This is a genomic window from Mesorhizobium sp. M0077 (assembly GCF_040322955.1).
Classification (GTDB): Bacteria; Pseudomonadota; Alphaproteobacteria; order Rhizobiales; family Rhizobiaceae; genus Mesorhizobium.
Genome location: NZ_JAMYUL010000018.1, coordinates 76839 through 96335 on the forward strand (window position 1 = coordinate 76839; position 19497 = coordinate 96335).

Annotated in this window: 20 protein-coding genes; 16 read left to right on the forward strand and 4 right to left on the reverse strand. The window is 63.5% G+C overall.

Annotated elements, in window-relative coordinates; genetic code table 11:
- Positions 1 to 86: 86 nt before the first annotated feature.
- From NKJ57_RS26915 to NKJ57_RS26935, 5 genes are all read left to right on the forward strand, one after another.
- Positions 87 to 998: a polysaccharide deacetylase family protein gene (locus NKJ57_RS26915; RefSeq protein WP_023673060.1), complete on the forward strand. Its 912-nt coding sequence runs from the start codon at positions 87 to 89 to the stop codon at positions 996 to 998.
- A gap of 63 nt (positions 999 to 1061) precedes the next feature.
- Entirely contained in the window at positions 1062 to 2030 is a 969-nt protein-coding gene (locus tag NKJ57_RS26920) for a rhizopine catabolism ABC transporter substrate-binding protein (protein ID WP_023687959.1), read from the forward strand.
- A 157-nt stretch (positions 2031 to 2187) separates the two neighbouring features.
- The gene (locus NKJ57_RS26925; RefSeq protein ID WP_502902072.1) at positions 2188 to 3303 is read left to right on the forward strand and encodes an ABC transporter permease; all 1116 of its coding nucleotides are present in this window, start codon (positions 2188 to 2190) and stop codon (positions 3301 to 3303) included.
- Positions 3300 to 4136 carry an ATP-binding cassette domain-containing protein gene (locus tag NKJ57_RS26930; RefSeq protein ID WP_023712088.1) on the forward strand — a complete coding sequence of 279 codons (837 nt, stop codon included), beginning with the start codon at positions 3300 to 3302 and terminating at the stop codon, positions 4134 to 4136. Before NKJ57_RS26925 ends, NKJ57_RS26930 begins: the two co-directional genes overlap by 4 nt.
- Before the next feature lie 32 nt (positions 4137 to 4168).
- Positions 4169 to 5275 (forward strand): Gfo/Idh/MocA family protein, encoded by a 1107-nt coding sequence (locus tag NKJ57_RS26935; RefSeq protein WP_352513501.1) that lies wholly within the window; start codon positions 4169 to 4171, stop codon positions 5273 to 5275.
- Positions 5276 to 5415: 140 nt separating this feature from the next.
- Here NKJ57_RS26935 and NKJ57_RS26940 read toward each other — a convergent pair whose 3' ends face one another.
- Positions 5416 to 6192, reverse strand: a complete 777-nt coding sequence (locus NKJ57_RS26940) for a FadR/GntR family transcriptional regulator (RefSeq protein WP_352513500.1) — start codon at positions 6190 to 6192, stop codon at positions 5416 to 5418.
- A gap of 106 nt (positions 6193 to 6298) precedes the next feature.
- Positions 6299 to 7189: an NAD-dependent epimerase/dehydratase family protein gene (locus NKJ57_RS26945; protein ID WP_023682234.1), complete on the reverse strand. Its 891-nt coding sequence runs from the start codon at positions 7187 to 7189 to the stop codon at positions 6299 to 6301.
- Between the two features lie 117 nt (positions 7190 to 7306).
- Here NKJ57_RS26945 and NKJ57_RS26950 point away from each other — a divergent pair, with 117 nt between their 5' ends.
- Complete coding sequence (locus NKJ57_RS26950) at positions 7307 to 8245, forward strand: NAD(P)-dependent oxidoreductase (protein ID WP_023682235.1); 939 nt, start codon at positions 7307 to 7309, stop codon at positions 8243 to 8245.
- A gap of 18 nt (positions 8246 to 8263) precedes the next feature.
- Here NKJ57_RS26950 and NKJ57_RS26955 read toward each other — a convergent pair whose 3' ends face one another.
- The gene (locus tag NKJ57_RS26955; protein ID WP_023673051.1) at positions 8264 to 9046 is read right to left on the reverse strand and encodes a FadR/GntR family transcriptional regulator; all 783 of its coding nucleotides are present in this window, start codon (positions 9044 to 9046) and stop codon (positions 8264 to 8266) included.
- Positions 9047 to 9225: 179 nt separating this feature from the next.
- A complete protein-coding gene (locus NKJ57_RS26960; RefSeq protein WP_023673050.1) occupies positions 9226 to 10215 on the reverse strand; it encodes a sugar-binding protein in 990 nt (329 codons plus the stop codon).
- A 465-nt stretch (positions 10216 to 10680) separates the two neighbouring features.
- Between NKJ57_RS26960 and NKJ57_RS26965 the strand changes: the two genes are divergently transcribed.
- The 10 genes from NKJ57_RS26965 (at position 10681) to NKJ57_RS27010 (ending at position 19434) form a co-directional block, all read left to right on the forward strand.
- The gene (locus NKJ57_RS26965) at positions 10681 to 11421 is read left to right on the forward strand and encodes an ATP-binding cassette domain-containing protein (RefSeq protein WP_023673049.1); all 741 of its coding nucleotides are present in this window, start codon (positions 10681 to 10683) and stop codon (positions 11419 to 11421) included.
- 41 nt (positions 11422 to 11462) lie between these two features.
- Entirely contained in the window at positions 11463 to 12461 is a 999-nt protein-coding gene (locus tag NKJ57_RS26970; RefSeq protein WP_023673048.1) for an ABC transporter permease, read from the forward strand.
- 39 nt (positions 12462 to 12500) lie between these two features.
- Positions 12501 to 13271, forward strand: a complete 771-nt coding sequence (locus NKJ57_RS26975) for an SDR family oxidoreductase (RefSeq protein ID WP_031246147.1) — start codon at positions 12501 to 12503, stop codon at positions 13269 to 13271.
- Between the two features lie 150 nt (positions 13272 to 13421).
- Positions 13422 to 14249 (forward strand): AraC family transcriptional regulator, encoded by an 828-nt coding sequence (locus NKJ57_RS26980; protein ID WP_023673046.1) that lies wholly within the window; start codon positions 13422 to 13424, stop codon positions 14247 to 14249.
- A gap of 113 nt (positions 14250 to 14362) precedes the next feature.
- A complete protein-coding gene (locus NKJ57_RS26985; protein ID WP_352513499.1) occupies positions 14363 to 14806 on the forward strand; it encodes an SRPBCC family protein in 444 nt (147 codons plus the stop codon).
- 16 nt (positions 14807 to 14822) lie between these two features.
- Positions 14823 to 15617: an FAD binding domain-containing protein gene (locus tag NKJ57_RS26990; protein ID WP_352513498.1), complete on the forward strand. Its 795-nt coding sequence runs from the start codon at positions 14823 to 14825 to the stop codon at positions 15615 to 15617.
- Between the two features lie 60 nt (positions 15618 to 15677).
- Positions 15678 to 16160: a (2Fe-2S)-binding protein gene (locus tag NKJ57_RS26995; protein ID WP_023746979.1), complete on the forward strand. Its 483-nt coding sequence runs from the start codon at positions 15678 to 15680 to the stop codon at positions 16158 to 16160.
- Between the two features lie 11 nt (positions 16161 to 16171).
- Positions 16172 to 17539 carry a xanthine dehydrogenase family protein molybdopterin-binding subunit gene (locus tag NKJ57_RS27000; RefSeq protein ID WP_352513497.1) on the forward strand — a complete coding sequence of 456 codons (1368 nt, stop codon included), beginning with the start codon at positions 16172 to 16174 and terminating at the stop codon, positions 17537 to 17539.
- A gap of 1 nt (position 17540) precedes the next feature.
- The gene (locus tag NKJ57_RS27005; protein ID WP_352513496.1) at positions 17541 to 18545 is read left to right on the forward strand and encodes a xanthine dehydrogenase family protein molybdopterin-binding subunit; all 1005 of its coding nucleotides are present in this window, start codon (positions 17541 to 17543) and stop codon (positions 18543 to 18545) included.
- Between the two features lie 7 nt (positions 18546 to 18552).
- A complete protein-coding gene (locus tag NKJ57_RS27010) occupies positions 18553 to 19434 on the forward strand; it encodes an AAA family ATPase (RefSeq protein ID WP_352513495.1) in 882 nt (293 codons plus the stop codon).
- Positions 19435 to 19497: the final 63 nt, after the last annotated feature.

The window sequence follows — 19497 nt, forward strand, 5'->3', positions numbered from 1 at the left end:
GGGACACACTTTGGAAGACCCTCGAAACCGGCGTGCCGGCAAGATGGTGGCCGGCAAGATGGTGGCCGGCAAAACGGTGGCCGTCCATGACGCGACAGCTCGTCCTGCATGAAGACGATGTCGGCATGTGCCATGGCGCCAACAGCGCCTTCCTCGAACTGACCGCACACGGCGCCTGCAGCTCCGGCGCCGTGATGGTGCCGTGCCCATGGTTCCCTGAGATGGCCGAAGCGGCAGCCGCCGATCCCCGGCTCGATCTCGGCGTCCACCTGACGCTGAACAGCGAAAAGCAGCACTACAAATGGCGGCCGCTGACGTCGCCGTCGCGCGCGGCCGGCCTGACGGACGAGTTCGGCTATTTCTGGCCCGATGTAGCGACCACCCGCCGCAAGGCAGCACCGCAAGCGGTGGAAACCGAGCTTCGCGCGCAGATCGACACCGCCTACCGCGCCGGCATCGACGTCACTCATCTTGACGCCCATATGGGGGCAGCGCTGTCGCCGGAGTTTTGCGACGTCTACATCAAGCTCGGCCTGGAATATCGGCTGCCGGTGCTGTTGACCAAAACGCTGTCGGCCTATTCGCCCAACGACAATCTGGTCGGCGTCACCGAAGCGGCGTTCCAGCGCGGCGTCACTGGAGCCCGCGCCAAAGGCTTTGTCATCTTCGACGCCGCCATTCAGACGACCTGGGGCCGTCCACGCTCCAAGCCGATAGAGCCAGCCTACAAGGCATTGGTCGAAGGGGTCCGTGAAGGCCTGACCTTCTTTTGCCTGCACTTCAACGCGCCGGGCGAGCTCGAACTGATCGAGCCGCGCTCCGCCTATATCCGCACCGAGGAATATGAACTCTTCCGCGACCAGGCTTTTCGCGACTGGCTCGGCGCGCAGGACATCGACATCATCGGCATGAAGCCGTTGCGCGAGGAACTGCGTGCACGGCTCGGGGCATCGACACCGGCAAAGGCCCGCAAAGCGGCCACCCGGTCAGCGCCGTAAGCCGATCCGTCGGCCAACAGCGCAAAGAGGGATTTGGAACTGCAACGACAATGGGAGAATGACATGAAGACTGTTCTGAAACTGGCGCTCGGCGCGCTTGTCTCGATGAGTATGCTGGCGGGCGTCGTGCAGGCCGCGGGCCTGAAGGACCCTAAGGATGTCCGCATCACCTTCGTGGTGCATGGCTCGGCCTCCGATCCCTACTGGTCGGTGGTCAAGCGCGGCGTCGACGATGCGGCGGCGCTCACCGGCGCCAAGGTCGAATATTATGCGCCGCAAGTGTTCGACGTGGTCGAACAGGCCCGCCTGCTCGACGCGGCCATCGCCACCAATCCCGACGGCATCGCCGTCTCCATTGCCGACGCCAATGCGCTTGGTAAATCGGTCAAGGCCGGCCTTGCCGCCAACATTCCGATGGTCGTCCTGGATTCCGGCGAGAAGGAAGGCGCCGAACTCGGCACCTCTCTCTACGTCGGCACAGTCTCCGAATATGATTCCGGCAAGAAGGCGGGCGAGCGGCTGGCCAAGGAAGGCACGCTCAAGGTCGTCTGCATCAACCACGAGGTCGGCAATGTCAGCCTCGACCAGCGCTGCCAGGGGTTGAATGACGGGCTGAAGCCGTCAGGCGGCGGCACCGAGGTGCTTACCGTGTCGCCCGATCCGGCCGACATCCAGCGCCGCACCGAGGCCTATCTGTCGGCGCATCCCGACACCCAGGCGGTGTTTGCGCTCGGCGCCACCGCCGCCAATCCGCTGATCCCGTTCTTCCGGCAGAAGGAACTGTTCGGCAAGATCAAGCTCTACACCTTCGACATCAGCCCCGAAGTCCTGGATTCCGTCGTCGCCGGCGAAATGGGCTTCGGCATGGACGCCCAGCAATATCTGATGGGATACCTGCCGGTGATCTATCTGGTCGAGCATGCCACACATGGCTTCTGGCCGCAGAACAACGCCTACACCGGGCCGCTGTTCATCGACTCGCCCGACAAGGCCAAGGCGATCCTGGCGCTCGCCAAGGACGGCATCCGCTAAGGCAAGACCAAAACGGATCGGGGAGCCGCCATGCGCTCCCCGTCTCTGGTCGAGATTGCGAAGTGAGCGATTGGGGAGCCTAATGGCTGTTGTGGAAGACAAGGCGATACCTCCAGAAGCGCCGGCCCCCGGGGTACTGGGCAAGGACCGTTTCGGCATGACGTCGAAACGGGCTGCCGGCACTGACGAGCGGCTGGCCAGCACCGGCCGGCTGACGCAATGGCTGCGCCGGCCCGAAGCCGGTGCCGCCGGCGGCCTCATCGCCACCATCATCATCTTCGCCCTGCTGCCGGGTGCGTCGAACCTCTATTCGCTGCAGGGGTCGATGACCTTCCTGACGCTGGCAGCCGAACTCGGCATCATCGCCACGGCCGCAGCCCTTCTCATCATCGCCGGCGAGTTCGATCTCTCCGTCGGCTCGATGGTCGGCTTCGCCGGCGTCGTCATCGGGCTGACGGTGAAATATTGGGGCTTGCCGCTGTGGGGCGGCATCGCCTGCGCCTTCGCTGTCGCCATCCTCACCGGCTACGTCAACGGCCTGATCGTTGTGAAGACCCGCCTGCCCTCCTTCATCGTGACGCTGGCGTCGCTCTACATCCTGCGCGGCCTGTCGATCGGCATCACCCGCGCCGTCACCGGCCGCACGCAGATCCCCTACATCCTCGACGGCGCGCCGGACCCGGCAACCGCGGGCCTGTTCAACGGCCACCTCCTGACCGGCTTCTTCCAATGGATGGGCACGCAAGGCTGGATCGCCACCCGCACCGACGGCATTCCCTTCGTCGTCGGCATTCCGATGTCGATCGTCTGGTGGCTCGGCCTGACAGCGCTTGCCGGCTATGTCTTGACCCAGACCAAATACGGCAACTGGATATTCGCCACCGGCGGCGACCTCAATGCCGCCCGCAATGTCGGCGTGCCGGTCGACCGGGTTAAGATCGCACTCTTCATCTACACCGCCTGTGCCGCGACCTTGCTTGCCACCATCCAGGTGATGGAGGCCGGCTCCGCCGACACCACGCGCGGCCTGCTCAAGGAATTCGAGGCAATTATCGCCGCGGTCATCGGCGGCGTGCTGCTCACCGGCGGCTATGGCACCGTCTATGGCGTGCTGTTCGGCGCGCTGATCTTCGGCCTGGTGCAGATGGGCATCTTCTACACCGGCATCGACACCGACTGGTTCAAGGTCTTCCTCGGCATCGTCATTTTGATGGCCGTGCTGGTCAACAACTACATCCGCCTCAAGGCGCTCGGACGAGGAGGCGGCAGATGACCTACCCAAACCCGTCCCCGGCCATCCAGCCAGCCATGGAATTGCGTGGTGTGTCGGTCAATTTCGGCTCGGTACGCGCGCTGCAGGATATCGACATCAAGGTCTATCCCGGCGAGGTGCACTGCTTGCTGGGCGACAACGGCGCCGGCAAGTCGACACTGATCAAGGTTCTGTCGGGCGTGCATCGGCCGACCAAGGGCGAGATTTTCGTCGACGGCAAGCCCGTCACGTTCCGCAGCCCGCGCGACGCGCAGGACCTCGGCGTCGCGACGGTCTTCCAGGACCTCGGCATGATCTCGCTGATGTCGATCACGCGCAACTTCTTCCTCGGCCGCGAGCCGACCAGAAGCCGCCTGCCCTTCTCGCGCTTCGACAAGGAGCGCGCCAACACAATTGCCCGCCAGGCGATGGCCGATATCGGCATCGACGTGCGCGACCCGACGCAGGCCGTCGGCACGCTGTCGGGCGGCGAGCGCCAATCGGTGGCAATCGCGCGCGCTGTCCACTTCGGCGCAAAGGTGCTGATCCTTGACGAGCCGACCTCGGCGCTCGGCGTGCATCAGGCGGCCATGGTGCTGAAATTCATCATCGAGGCGCGCATGCGCGGGCTGGCGGTGATCTTCATCAGCCACAACATCCACCACGCCTACCCTGTCGGTGACACTTTCACGCTGCTCAACCGCGGCCGCAATCGCGGCACATACGCAAAGTCCGAGATCTCGCGCGACGAGGTGATTTCCATCATGTCGGGCGGCGAGGATCTGAAGGCGGTGGAAGCTGAGATTGCCGGGCTGTTGGCGCAGATCGGCAATCGGCCGGCCGCCGCACCCTGAGTCTGGAACACTTTGCAGAGAGTTTTAGCAGCATGAGCAGGATACGGGTTGGCGTTATCGGCGCCGGCATGATCTCGCAGATCATGCATATTCCGAATCTGTTGCGGCTCGGCGACCTGTTCGAACTGGTCGGCGTCGCCGATCCGTCGAAAACCTCGCGTGAGTTCGTCACAGATATCCACGGCATCGCCAATTTCGAAACGCCGGAGCAACTGTTCGGCCAGAAGCTCGACGCCGTCGTCATCGGCTCGCCCGACCCGCTTCATTACGAGCAGGTACTAGCCGCCCTTGGGTGCGGCCTGCATGTCTTCTGCGAAAAGCCGCTCTGCTATTCCCCGGCGGAAATCGCCGAGATCATCGCCGCGCGCGACAAGGCCGGCAAGGTTATGCAGGTCGGCTATATGAAACGCTTCGATCCGAGCTACCGGCTGGCGCTGGCCTCGCTGCCCGGCACGGCAAAGACGTTGCGGTCCGTCTCGGTCGAGGTCAACGATCCCGATGCCTGGCCGTTCATCGCCCACCAGCGCTACAAGCGCGGCAACGACATTCCCGAGGAGCTGATTGCCGCCGCGCAAGCCAGGCAGAAACAACAGGTCGAGCGCGCCATCGGCCAGCCCATGACCGATCTGGCTTTCCGTGGATTTACCGGCGCTTACAGCTCCGCCTTGATTCACGATGTGAATGCCGTGCACGGACTGCTCGACGCACTCGGCGTGCCGGAGGGCGAGGTTGTCGGCGCGCAGATCTTCGCCAATGGCGATGGCGGCCAGGGCGCGGTAAAACTGCTCGACAGCCAGGCGCTGTGGACGATGACGCATCTCACCGTGCCGAAGCTCGCCGACTACAAGGAACGCATCACGCTCTTCTTCGACGATGCCAGCCTTGAGCTCGAATTCCCCTCGCCCTGGCTCAACCATCATCCGACCCGGCTGACTGTGAAGACCTCGGACGGCCACACACTGTCGACCAGGGATCTACGCGCCGGCTACGGTCAAGCCTTCGTCGAGGAACTGCGCGGCTTCTGGGGTGCGATCGTCAATCGCGACGAGGTGGTCAACCGCCCCGAGCACGCCGCCCGCGACCAGGCGCTGCTGGTCGCGCTGACCAGGCAGCATTTGGCCACTTCGCAGGCCGGCTGAGCGCTCGCAGGATGTGTTGAGATTCAGGTCAGGCCGCGCCGAAAACATTGGGTTTCGAGAACCGGAGCGGAGCGTACTTAAGTACGTGAAGCGCGAAAGCCGGCGTTTGCAGGCCGGCCTCACCTGAATATCAGCACATCCTACCGGGTGTTGATGACGCCGTCTGTATTGGCGAGCAGCTTGCGCACCGCGTTGCGGGCCGCATCCGGCCGCTGCAGGCGGATGGCCTTCTCGATCGCCTCGTGCAGTTGCTGTGCATGCTGCAGATCGTCGAGTTCGCGCGTCGTATAGGTGAACAGATGATCGAAGGCGGATTCGATCAGCACGCCGAGCGGCACCAGCAGATCGTTGCCGGAGGCGCGCAGGATGGCGAGATGAAAGCGTGTGTCGGCGCGCGTGCGCTCCTGCAGGCTCGACGCCTCGCCCATCTCGCGGCAGGCCTGGCTGATCTCGGCCATCTGCTCCTCGGTGCGTCGCATGGCGGCGAAGGCAGTCGCTTCCGGCTCGATGATGTGGCGGAATTCCTGCACCGTCTTCAGGAACACCTCACGGTCGGGCGCGGTCGCGTACCAGGCGAGCACATCGCGATCGAGCAGGTTCCAGCGCTCCCTGGGCTCCACCCAGCTGCCGATTTTAGGGCGTGATGCCAGAAGGCTTTTGGCCATCAGCATCTTGATCGCCTCACGCACCGCCGAGCGGCTGACGTTGAAGGTTTCAGACCATTTGGCTTCATTGGGCAGGATGGTGCCCGGCGGATAGTCGCCGCGCACAATCCGAAGCCCGATTTCGCTGGCCAGTGACGCATGCACGCTGGTGCCGGGCATCCGGGCCGCGTCAGCCCGGCGAAGGGTCGCCGGGCGCTCTGCGGATGCCGCCTTTTCAGACATCTTTCCCTTGTTCGGCTTTCCGTCCCTCATGCCTCCACAAAGTCCGGATTTCGGAAGCTGTCAAGCAAAGGGCGGGACGTTGACGGCAAAGGCTGCGGCTGTGCACAGATCAGGTCGCAACCTTGCCCCAGCCGGCCTATTTGACGTATTTGCGCCAGCTGTGCTCGGGACGGAAGCCAAGCATGTCCCTGGCTTTGCGGTTGGAAAGCAGCGTCTCGTATTCGTCGAGCTCCGCCTTGACCGGCACGTCGGGGTAAAACCGCTTCAAAAGTTCCGCTGTCGGCAGGTCGGACGAGGTATCGTCATTGGCCGCGTTGAACACCTGGAAGCCGAGCCCGTCCGTTTCAACGGCGCGCAGCGTGATCTGGCCGAGATCGCGCGCGTCGACATAGCTCCAGGCGATGCGCTTGCGAAAGCCCGGATCGGCAAACCACTTCGGAAACAGCGAATATTCGTGCGGCTCGATGACGTTGCCGATGCGCAAGGCATAGATATCGGTGCCGTTGCGCTGCGCAAAGGCGCGCGCCGTGTGCTCGTTGACGACCTTGGACAGAGCATAGCTGTCCATCGGATCGACGTCGTATTCTTCATCGAGGGGAAAATATTTGGGGTCGCGCGGTTCGTTGGCGAACACCACGCCATAGGTGGTCTCGCTGGACGCGATCACCACCTTAGGGATGCCGAGTTTCACCGCCGCCTCGATGACGTTGTAGGTGCCCATCGCATTGATGCGGAACACCTCATTGTCGGTCGTGATCATGATGCGCGGTATGGCGGCGAAATGCACCACGGCATCGACCGGCTGCGGGCGCAGCGACGGGTCGAATTCGTGCAGACCCATATAGCTCGACAGCGCGTTGAACACCTGGCCGCTGTCGGTGATGTCGGTGATCAGCGTGCGTACCTTGGGATTGTCGAGCGGCTTGGTGTCGATGTTGAGCACCTGGCAGCCCTGTTCGATCAGATATTGCACGACATGGCGACCGGCCTTGCCGCTGCCGCCGGTGAACATGATCCGCTTCGTCATTTTCGTCTCCAATGCCTAGGATTTCTGTGTATTGTCAGACAATATGGCATTCTGCAACCACCCTCGCCCGCAAGACGGCGGCGCCCAATATCAATCATCGCAACAGGACTTCAAGACATGACCACGACCGCCGCGAGCGAAAAGATCGGCTTTATCGGCCTTGGCCTGATGGGGCACGGCATTGCCAAGAACATCGTCGACAAGGGCTATGGCCTGACCTTCCTCGGCCGCAAGAACCGCAAGCCGGCGGAAGACTTGGCTGGCCGCGGTGCGAAGGAAGTGGCCACCTCGCGTGAGGTGGCAGCGGCATCCGATATCGTCTTCATCTGCGTCACCGGCTCGCGCGAGGTCGAAGCCATAATCCGTGGCCCCGGCGGCCTCAAGGAGGGCCTGAAAAGAGGCTCGGTTGTCGTCGATTGCTCGACCGCCGATCCGGTCTCGACCGTGGCGCTGGCGGCGGAACTGAAGGAGATCGGCGTCGACTTCGTCGATGCACCGCTCAGCCGCACGCCGAAGGAAGCCTGGGAAGGCACGCTCGACGCCATGGTCGGCGCGCCCGACGCGCTGTTTGCCCGTGTGAAGCCGGTCATCGAAACCTGGGCCGGCCGCATCGTCCATATTGGCGATACAGGTGACGGCCACCGCATGAAGCTGCTCAACAACTTCATCTCGCTGGGCTATGCCGCGATCTATTCCGAGGCGCTGGCGCTGGCCGAAAAGGTCGGCATCTCGCCACCGCGTTTCGACAGCGTCATCCGCAACGGCCGCATGGATTGCGGCTTCTACCAGACCTTCATGCGCTGGACGCTGGAGGGCGACCGCGACGCACATAAATTCACCATCGCCAACGCCTTCAAGGACCTGACCTATCTGGAATCGATGGCGGGCGCGGCCGGCATCGCCAACCCGCTCGGCAACGCCACCAAGAACTCCTTCGCCGGTGCCCATGCCACTGGCCCGGCCGAGCAATTCGTGCCGATGCTGGCGACATATATCGGCAAGGTCAACGGCGTCGACCTGATGCCCAGCAAGGATGGCAAGAAGCAGACGATTTGAGGTGGCGAAAAGCCTGTGTCAGCGCCTCGACCGGCCGATAACATCGTCGGTGTTGGCGAGCAGTTTGTGCACCGCATTGCGCGCGGCCGCAGGACGCTGCAGGCGGATGTTCTTCTCGATCGCCTCATGCAGCGCCTGCGCCCGCCGCTGATCGCTGGTCTCGCGTGTGACGAAGACAAAGAGATGATCGAGCGCCGACTCGATCAGAACGCCAAGCGGCACCAGCAGATCGTTGCCCGAGGCGCGCAGTATGGCGAGGTGAAAACGCGTATCGGCGCGGATACGCTCCTGCAGGTTCAGAGCCTCGCCCATCTCACGACAGGCCTGGCTGATCTCGTCCATCTGCTCGTCGTTGCGCCGCGTGGCGGCAAAGGCCGACGCTTCCGGCTCGATGATGTGACGGAACTCCTGCACCGTGCGCAGGAAGGCTTCCCGGTCCGGCCCGGTCGCGTACCAGGCCAGCACATCGCGGTCGAGCAGGTTCCAGCGTTCCCTGGGCTCGACCCAACTGCCGATCTTGGGCCGTGAAGCCAGCAGGCTTTTGGCCATCAGCATCTTGATGGCTTCGCGCACCGCCGAACGACTGACATCGAAGATCTCGGCCCATTTGGCCTCGTTGGGCAGAATGGTGCCGGGCGGATAATCGCCGCGCACGATTCTGAGGCCGATCTCGCCGGCCAGCGAGACATGGACGCTCGCTCCCGGAAAATGCGCGGCACCGGCCCTGCGCATGACAGCCGGACCGCGGCTGGCTTGTGCCTTGGCCCGCTCGGTTCGCTTCTTTGATTTCTCGTCCGGCATTCACGTTCCAATGCGTCGGCCGTCTGCGTCCGGACTGGTCCGAACCTGCACGGCGCGCCGATCTCGTTGCCGAAAATCCAAACTACAGACGCGTCAAAGCCGGAGCCTGCTGCCCCAACCGTTGCGTCCGTCCGGGAAGAGACGGGGCGCCCGTCAAAGGGCGCCCCGAAATCGAGAACCTACTTCTGGATGCAGGTGTCGACCGTGTCCTTTGTGCATTCGTCGAGGCCGGTGAACACCGGATCGGCGACGGCCTTGCCTTCGACCAGATCGATCATCACCGACGGTGCCTTGTAGCCCATTTCGAACGGCCGCTGACCAACCAGAGCGGTTACAAGGCCGTCACGGGCGATCGCCACTTCATCGCCGATCGTATCGGCGGCGCCGATGACGAAGTCGTTGCTGGCGATGCGGTCCTTGAGCGGCCCGAACAGGTCGCGATAGGGCTGCGGTGCGCCAAACAGCGGCCAGCCGCCCATGATGCCGAAGGCGTCGAGCTTGGGATTGGCGGCGAGGATGTCGGTCATCGCCTGCACGCCCTTGGCGCCGTCGTCATTGGTGAACACCGGGCAACCGGCGACTTCGGTCCAGCCGCCTTCGCCGGCAAGTGCCGCCAGGCCTTCCTTGCCCGACAGCGCGTCACGCATGCCCTGCGCGCGGCGCAGGATGTTGTCGGCCGCGGGATTGCCTTCGATGGTACAGATCGTGCCGCCGTTCGGCTTGCCCTTCTTGATGTACTCGCCGATCTTGTGACCCATCAAATAGTTGTCGGTGCCGAGATAGGTCTTGCGCAGCGCGGCATCTTCCTTGCTGAGATCGGCGTCGAGCGTCATGATCGGGATCGTCGGATTGGCGGTCTTGATCGTCTGAGCGATCAGCGGCGCGTTGGATGGCGAAATCGCCATTGCCACCGTGTCGGCCTTGCTCAGCATGTCCTGAACGATCTGCGCTTCGCCGGCCTCGTCGGAGGTCGATGCCGGGCCGGTGTAGAAGCATTCATATTCCGAGCTTGCATTTTCCTTGTTCCATTTCTCGCAGCCCTGGTGGATGGCTTCGAAGAATGGATTGTCGAGACCCTTCACCACGATGACGAGCTGTTTCTTGGCCAAAGCCGGCCCGGCGCCCAGCGCCATGGCGGCGACGGCGGCGAGCAAAAGTGTTTTCCTCATGTCAGTCCTCCCTTGAAACAGACGGACACGGCGTGCCCGCCACACAGATCGACCGGATGCTTAATGACCGAGGTTCGTTTCACGAGCACTCGTGTCGCCAAGACAGATCGATAAGCATTTCCAGATGCGGCATTGGCCCGGCTCACACAAGGGTGGCGCCGCAACCTCGACCGATAAACCTCCGCCGATTCCGCCCGGCTAACCGCCAGCGGCATCGGCATAATCTCCTCCGACGCTTAGCTAATATCGGCTTGCGGCCAACGTCAATGCTATTTGTCCTACAAAACGGATTTTTGGATAACCAAGGCTTCAATTCGTCCGACAATTGATTGACGAGCGCCGGCTTTTGCGTAAAAGAACGCTGACGCTGTTTCCGGGAGGAGATGGGGAGAGCGGGGCCAAAGCAGCGCCGGCATTCACGCCGGGAACAGCAGCGGGTCGCAAAACACGGGGAGGCAAAGACTGGTGGCGGTTCTCGAACTCACCAATATCTCGAGGCATTTCGGCGCCATCCAGGCGGTCAACGACGTATCGCTGTCGATCGAGCCCGGACAGGTGGTCGGCCTGATGGGCGACAACGGCGCCGGCAAGTCGACGCTGGTCAAGATGATCGCCGGCAATTTCCGCCCCAGCCATGGCGTCATGCGCATGGACGGCAAGGAGTTGATCCTGCACAAGCCGGCGGAAGCTCGCCAGCACGGCATCGAGATCGTCCACCAGGACCTGGCGCTGTGCAACAATCTGACCGCTGCCGCCAATGTCTATCTCGGCCGTGAATTGCGCCGCGGCTTCGGCCCTTTACGCATCCTCGACTATGCCGCCATGTACAAGCGCGCCGGCCAGCTCTTCGCCGAGTTGAAGTCCGAGACCCGTCCGCGCGACCTCGTCAAGCAGATGTCGGGCGGCCAGCGCCAGGCAGTAGCGATCGCGCGCACCATGCTGTCGCAGGCGAAGATCGTGTTGATGGACGAACCGACGGCCGCGATCTCGGTGCGCCAGGTCGCCGAAGTGCTGAACCTGATCCGCCATTTGCGCGACCAGGGCATCGCAGTGGTGCTGATCAGCCACCGCATGCCTGACGTGTTCACCGTCGCCGACCGCGTCATCGTCATGCGGCGCGGCCGCAAGGTCGCCGACAAGACGATTGCGTCAAGTTCGCCCGAGGAAGTCACCGGGCTGATCACCGGCGCCATCGAACAGGTTTGATCTCAGCGAATTTCACCACGCACAGCACATGAAGGTCGACGATGGCACTGACAATTGACCAGCCGATCGAACAAAAGCAGCAATCCTTGCCGGCAAGACTGTTTGCCAGCCAGACCTTCTGGGTGGTGATCGCGGTCATCCTGGCCTGCCTGTTCCTGTCTTTTGCCACCGACGCCTTCGCCACGTCGAAGAACCTTTACAACATCACCCGCAACATCACCTTCGTCGCCATCATCGCGCTCGGCATGACCTTCGTCATCATCACAGGTGGCATCGACCTGTCGGTCGGTTCGGTGCTCTGCCTGTCGTCGATGGTGCTGGCCGTCACCATGCATGCCGGCTACTCCATCGAGGTCGGCATCCTCGCCTCGATCGCCACCGCGCTCGCCATAGGCGCCTTCAACGGCATCATGATCGCCTATCTCGGCTTTCCACCCTTCGTGGTGACGCTCGGTATGCTGTCGATTGCCCGCAGCCTCGCCATGGTCGCCTCCAACAACACCGTCGTCTTCCAGTTCGGCCCGGATCACGACAAGCTTCTGGCGCTGGGCGGCGGTGCATGGGTGTTCGGCATCGCCAATCCGGTGCTCTACATGATCCTTTTGGCGCTGATCACCGGCTTCACGCTGCGCTGGACCAAGTTTGGCCGCCACATCTTCGCCATTGGCGGCAATGAGCACGCGGCGACGCTGACCGGCGTTCCCGTCAAGCAGATCAAGGTCGCCGTCTATATGATCTCGGCGCTGGCGGCGGGCATTGCCGGCATCATCCAGACCGGATGGCTGGGCGCCGTCACCACCAATCTCGGAACCGGCATGGAACTGCAGGTCATCGCCGCCACGGTCATTGGCGGCGCCAATCTCGCCGGCGGCGTCGGCACCGCCTTCGGCGCTATTGTCGGTGCCGCGCTCATCGAAGTGATCCGCAACAGCCTTGGTCTGCTCGGCATCAATGCTTTCTGGCAAGGCGTGTTCATCGGCGGCGCCATCCTGCTCGCGGTGCTGTTCGACCGGATCCGCAACTTCAGGCGCAATGACTGAATGTTTTTGGACTGAACCTTTCGGCTGGAAACCGTTGCCTTGACATCGAAATCCCTGTTCGAGCTCAACGGCCGGCTGGCGCTGATCACCGGCTCCGGCCAGGGCATCGGTCTGGCGCTGGCGCGCGGCCTTGCCGAGCATGGCGCAAGTGTCGTGCTCAACGGCCGCGATGCCGGCAAGGTTGCCGGTGCTGTCGCCGGCTTGCGCGACGCTGGCTTCAAAGCGCACCCCTCGACCTTCGACGTGACGGATTTTCGCGCGGTCGATGCCGATGTCGCCCGCATCGAGGCCGAGATCGGCGCCATCGACATCCTGATCAACAATGCCGGCGTGCAGTTCCGCGCTCCGCTCGAGGACTTTCCCGAGGAGCAGTGGGAGCGGCTGTTCAAGACCAATGTCTCCGGCGCCTTCCATGCCGGCAAGGCGGTCGCCCGCAATATGATCGCGCGCGGCAAGGGCAAGATCATCAACATCGGCTCGGTGCAGAGCGAACTCGCCCGGCCCAACATCGCGCCCTATACGGCCACCAAGGGCGCAATCCGCAATTTGACACGTGGCATGTGCACCGACTGGGCGAAATACGGCTTGCAGGTCAATGCCATCGCCCCCGGCTATTTCCGCACCGAGATGAACCAGGCGCTGGTCGACAACCAGGAATTCTCCGCCTGGCTGGAAAAGCGCACGCCGGCTGGCCGCTGGGGGTATGTCGACGAACTGATCGGCGCCGCCGTGTTCCTCGCCTCCGACGCCTCATCCTTCGTCAACGGCCATACGCTTTATGTCGACGGCGGCATGACGGCTTCGGTTTGACGGGAAACCCTATCGCTCAGTCTGAAAATCCACCACTACGGCCGGCAGCACACAGCGGCTTTCGCCCCGCGCCTTGACGCGAGCCCGAACTCAGCCGCACAATCCCGTCGCAGGCGAAGGGAGGCCAGTCGTCTGCGGGAGGTATAACCCATGACGGACGCGATCAGGCTCTATTGGGGCCGGTTCGGACATGTTTCTGTCCTGAATGTCGCCAGCGACTTCGTCACCCATGCGCATGTCGAGGCCCACATCATCATCTGGCTGGAGGGCACGGCCGGCGAGATGACCGTCGGCCGCGAGACGGTGCCGCTGGGTCCCGGCACCGCCGCCGGCATCAATTCCTACCAGCCGCACAGCCACATTCTGTCGCAGAACGGCAGGCCCGGCCTGTTCCTCGCTTTCTACATCGATCCGGATTGGGCGCGCCGGCGCCGCGACCTGCCTTCGTCGGCGCCGTTGTTTGCACAGGCTGCGATCACGCTCGAACCCTGGCTGCACCAGGCCGCCGCCAACCTGCTCGACCATTTGAGCGATAATGAAAGCATCGACGACGTCGCCAATTACGAGATCGAGCGCTTCATCGATAGCCTGCTCGACGCCGCCGACGCCTCGGCGCCGCAGGAGGCGCGGATCCGGGTCAACACAATGCAGGATTTCCGCGTCCGCAAGGCAATCCAGCTGATGAAGGCCAATGTCTGCGAACGCATCTCGTTCGACGACGTCGCCCGCAGCGTCGGCCTGTCGCGGCCGCACTTCTTTGCTTTATTCAAGGAACAGACCAATCTGACGCCCAATGTCTACTGGAACACGCTGCGCATGGAGGAAGCCGTGCGGCAGCTGCAGTGGTCGCAGGAGCCGCTGATCTCGGTCGCCTGCAATCTCGGCTTCACCACCCAGGGCAATTTCTCGCGCTTCTTCCGCGACCATGTCGGCGTGCCGCCGACGCTTTACCGCGAGGCGGCGCGGGCCATGGCCTGAGCCAAGCCGCTCGTTTTTCAGACTCCTTGATAGGGCCGCAAGACCCATTGATAAGCGCAGCGCCGGCCGCCGCCCTACCCTGCAGCGTATCGAATTCGTAGGGGAATGATCATATGGCTGAAGTCACCGTCTCCAGCGTCATCGACGCGCCGGTCGAAAAGGTCTGGGCGCGCATCCGCGACTTCAACGGCCTGCCGGGCTGGCATCCGCGCATGGTCAAGAGCCATATCGAAGACGGCAAGAGCGCCGAAACCATCGGCTGCGTGCGTAATTTCGAGCTCGCCAGCGGCGCGCGTGTCCGCGAAAAACTGCTCGACTTCTCCGATGCGAATTTCCGCGTCAGCTACTCCATCCTGGAGACGCCGCAGCCGCTGACCAATCACAAAGCGACGCTGCAATTGCGCCGCGTGACCGACGGCGACCGCACCTATGCCGAATGGACCGCGAGCTTCGACGCGGCGCCCGAAGAGGCCGACAAGATCGCCGCCGGCATGGCCGCCAATGTCTTCCAGGGTGGCTTCAATGCGTTGAAGAGCCATTTTTCTGGCCAGAGCTGAGTCAGGGGAGACTGCCATGGCGCTTGCCCTCCAGACCTTTTCGGCCGTAAGGGATGCCAACGCGGCGCTGAAGGCGCCCGGCACCCGCTATCTTGGCGGCGGCACACTGGTCGTGCGCGCCGCCAATGAAGGCGATATCTCCGTCTCCGGCCTTGTCCGTTCGACCGATCCGACCCTTTCCGGGATCACCGTTGCCGGCGGCAAGGTCCGCATCGGCGCTTCGATGACGATGGCGGCTATCGCCCGCCATCCCGAGCTTGCGGCGCTGTCCAAGGCCGCGCGCGCCGTCGGCGGCCCGGCGATCCGCAACATGGCGACTGTCGGCGGCAATCTGTTCGCACCCGCGCCCTACGGTGATTTCGCTGTCGCCCTGCTGGCGTTGGATGCGACGGTCGGCACCGATGATGGGGAATTGCCTATCGAGGATTTTCTGGCCAGGCGGGACGGCAGCCGCGCCATCGTCACTTCAGTCGCCTTCGCGTTGCCGAAGGCCGAGAATTTCCGCTTCCTGAAAGTGTCGCGGGTCAAGCCGAAGGGCGTCTCGGTGCTCAGCATCGCCGCCGTTCTCGAACAGGCCGGCGACGGCACTGTCTCCTCGGCGCGGATCGCGCTCGGCTGCATGGCAGACCGGCCGATGCGCGCCCGCGCTGCGGAAAAGGCACTGATCGGCAGCAGGCTTGACCAGGACGGCGTCGCAGCGGCGCTGGCTGCAGCCGGTCAAGGCACTTCGCCAATCACCGATCCGATCGCCAGCGCCTGGTATCGCGCCGAGGTTCTCTCGGTCCATCTCGGCCGGCTGCTGCTTACTTAACCACCGCTTGGGGGGCGCGTGTCTGTCCGATCAACCGGGCAGGCGCGCTGGGAGGAAAACATGGCAAAGGTTCCGGTTCAGTTCACGCTCAACGGCTCGGAGAAGGCCGAATTTGTCGACAGCGGCACGACGCTGCTGCACGCGCTGCGCGACAAGATCGGCGACACCTCGCCCAAGGGCGGCTGCCACCAGGGCACCTGCGGCGCCTGTTCGGTCATCATCGACGGCGAACTCCGGCTCTCTTGCCTGACCCTGGCCGAGACCTGCAGCGGCGCCGACATCCGCACCACATCGGGCCTCGCTGAGGCCGGCGTGCTGCACCCGCTGCAGCGTGCCTTCCTCGATGCCTTCGCCACGCAATGCGGCTTCTGCACGCCGGGCATGATCATGGCCGCCAAGGTGCTGCTCGACCACACGCCCAATCCGAGCCGCGAGGACGTGATCGAGGCGCTGTCCGGCAACATCTGCCGCTGCACCGGCTACGAGCCGATCATCCAGGCGGTGCTGACGGCGGCCCGAGCCAATTCGCAGAACGCGGCCTAAGGACCAAAAGAATGGAACTGCGCAAAAACTATTTCGCCGATCAGCGCAAGGACGGCCTGCACGAGATCGGCCATGGGCGGCCGCGGCTGGATTCGCCGGGACATGTGACGGGCAAGACCGCCTATTTCGCCGACCGCAACTTCCCGAATATGCTTCACCTGAAAATGGTGCGCAGTCCGCACCACCATGCCCGCATCCGTTCGATCGACACTTCCGAAGCGGAGAAGCATCCCGGCGTGGTGAAAATCCTCACCGCCAAGGATGTGCCGCACAATGTCTACACCATCCTGATCCTGATCCAGGTCGGACCGGAAGACGAGACGGTGCTGGCCGACGGCAAGGTACGCTGGAAGGGCGAGGCGGTGGTGGCGGTGCTGGCCGAGACCGAGCGCGCGGCTCAGGAAGCGGCAGCCAAGGTCAAGGTCGACTACGAGGTGCTGCCGGCCGTCTTCGACATGGAAGAAGCGCTGAAGCCTGGCGCGCCTTTGGTCAACGAATATCACGGCCAGAACTATTATCTCTATGACAGCGGCGAATGCCGCAAGGTGCGCTTCGGCGATGTCGAGGCGAGCTTCGCCGGCGCCGACCACATCCTCGAACAGAGTTATCAATCCTCGCCCATCGAGCATGCGCCGACCGAGACCACCGGTTGCGTCGTGGTGCCCGAAGGCAATGACCGCTTCACCTGCTACACCAACACCCAGGCGATGTTCTTCACCCTCGACAACGCCTCGATCATCCTGCAGATGCCCGGCTCAAAACTGCATTTCGTCGGCGGCACTGTCGGCGGCGGCTTTGGGGGCAAGGTCGACGTCATCGTCGAGCCGATCGCCATTCTTGGCGCCGAGCTCACAGGACGTCCCGTCTCCTTCATCTACAGCCGCGAGGAGGAGATGCAGATCTCGTCACCCCGAGCGGCCGAAAAGATAATCATCAAGGATGGCGTGATGAACGATGGCCGCATCGTGGCTCGCAAGGTGACCGGCTACACCGATGCCGGCGCCTATTCGCGCCACTCGCCTTATGGCGCGCAGAAGGGAGCGGCGCACTATCCCGGCCCCTACACCATTCCCAATGTCTGGATCGACACCTACTGCGTCTACACCAACCGCACCCCCTCCTCCGCGATGCGCGGCTTCGGCGTCACCATCGGCGACTTCGCGCTTGAGGTGCAGATGGACAAGCTGGCGCGGCTGATCGGCATGGACCCGCTCGAATTCCGCTTCATCAACGCCTATCGCGATGGCGACATGAAGGCGCATCGCCAGCCGACCGAAGGAGCGGCGCTGATCGAGTGCATGCAGGAGGCGTCGCGCGCCGCCAACTGGCCGGTGGCGGAGAAGTATATGGCGATGTCCTCCTACAAGAAGGGAGCTTGAGATGGCGATAAGGCGCGGACGCGGCGTCGCCGCGATCAACTACCCGACGGGCATGAATCTTGGCGGCGACCCGACGCAGGCGCTGGTGCATTCGACGCCGACCGGCAATTTTATGGTCACACTTTCGTCGGTCGATCTCGGCCAGGGCCTGAAGCAGATCATGGCGCAGATCTGCGCCGAGACCATCGGCTTGCCGACCGACCGGGTCACCATCGACACCGCCGACACCGACACCGGCCCGCACTGCATGGGTACCTTCGCCTCGCGCGGCACCCACCGCGCCGGCAATGCCGTCATCCAGGCGGCCAAGGAAGCGCGCCAGGTGATGTTGGAAGTGGCGGCGGAAGAGCTGGAGGTCAACGCTTCCGACCTTGAGACTGACGGCCAGGGCAATATTCTGGTCAAGGGCGCGCCGCAAAAGTCGATCTCGATCTTCGATGTCGCCTTGTCGGCGCATTTCAAGCGCGGGCGCTCGATATCCGGGCGCGGCATGTTCCTGATCCCGCGCTCCTATCCGGAGAAAGAGACCGGCGCGATGAAGCCGTCGACCTGCTACGCCCATGCCTGCACGGTGGCCGAAGTCGAGGTCGATGACGAGACGGGCGAGGTTACGGTGCTGACCGTGAAGAACGTCTTTGAGATCGGCCGCGCGCTGAACCCGAAAATGGTCGAGCAGCAACTGGTCGGCGGTTCCTGGATGGGCATCAGCCACGCGCTCTACGAAACGACCGAGCCCTATTATCCCAACCGCGACCATGGCGGCACCGACTTCAACCAGTATCTGATGCCGGGACCGGGCGATCTCGCCCAAACCGAGATCATCGTGCTGGAGCGGCCGTCGGCGGATGGTCCTTACGGTGCCAAAGGACCAGGCGAAATGTGCGCGAACCCGCAGATCCCCGCGGTTGCCAATGCCGTCTTCGACGCCGTCGGCGTGCGCATCGACACGCTGCCGATCACACCGGAGCGCATATTGCGCGCGCTGAAGGCGCAAGCGGCGAACTGAGGACGACATGCAGGAGCCGAATGCCGAGACTGTCGCGACCTCGCCGGAGGCGGTGGCACGCCACCTCGCTGGATCGCGCTACCTCGCCGACGACAGCCTGGCCACCGCCATCTTCCTGGCCATACGGCTCGGCAAGCCGCTGCTGCTGGAAGGCGCGCCCGGCGTTGGCAAGACCGAAGCTGCGAAGGCGATCGCGCAACTGCTTGGCCGCGATCTGGTGCGGCTGCAATGCTATGAAGGCATCGACGCAGCAAACGCGCTCTACGAATGGAACTACCAGCGCCAGCTGCTCGCCATCCGCCATGCCGGCGAGCATGAGATCGACATCTATGACGACCGCTTTCTGATCGCGCGGCCATTGCTGCAGGTGCTGCGGGCGCCGGAGCAGCGCGTGCTGCTGGTCGACGAGATCGACCGCTCCGACCACGAATTCGAAGCGCTGCTTCTCGAATTCCTTTCCGATTTCCAAATCAGCATCCCTGAGCGCGGCACGATCCGCGCCGAGGCGCAGCCGATCGTCATCCTGACCTCGAACCGAACCCGCGAACTGGCGGAGGCGCTGCGTCGGCGTTGCGTCTATCACTGGATCGGCTATCCCGACGCCGAGCGCGAAGCCGCCATCATCATGCTGCGCGCCGGCGATGTCGCCGAGACCACCGCCCGCGCCGTGGCGACCGCTGTGCAGGAGATCCGCGTCCGCCCGCTGGCCAAGCCGCCCGGCATCTCCGAGGCCGTCGAATGGGCCAACGCCGCCACCATACTGGAGAAAGGCGGCAGCCCATGGCCGCAAGCCTTCCGCCGAGCCATCGGTGTGCTTATCAAGGACGAGGAGGATTTGTCCGCGATCGCGCCGGAGCTTGGCCAGATTGTCGAGGAGGCGCTGGGGTGACGTGTGAGGTCAACAGCTCGTTCATAGCGAGGTGGCCTCACCTGGGCACTCTGCAACGCTGGC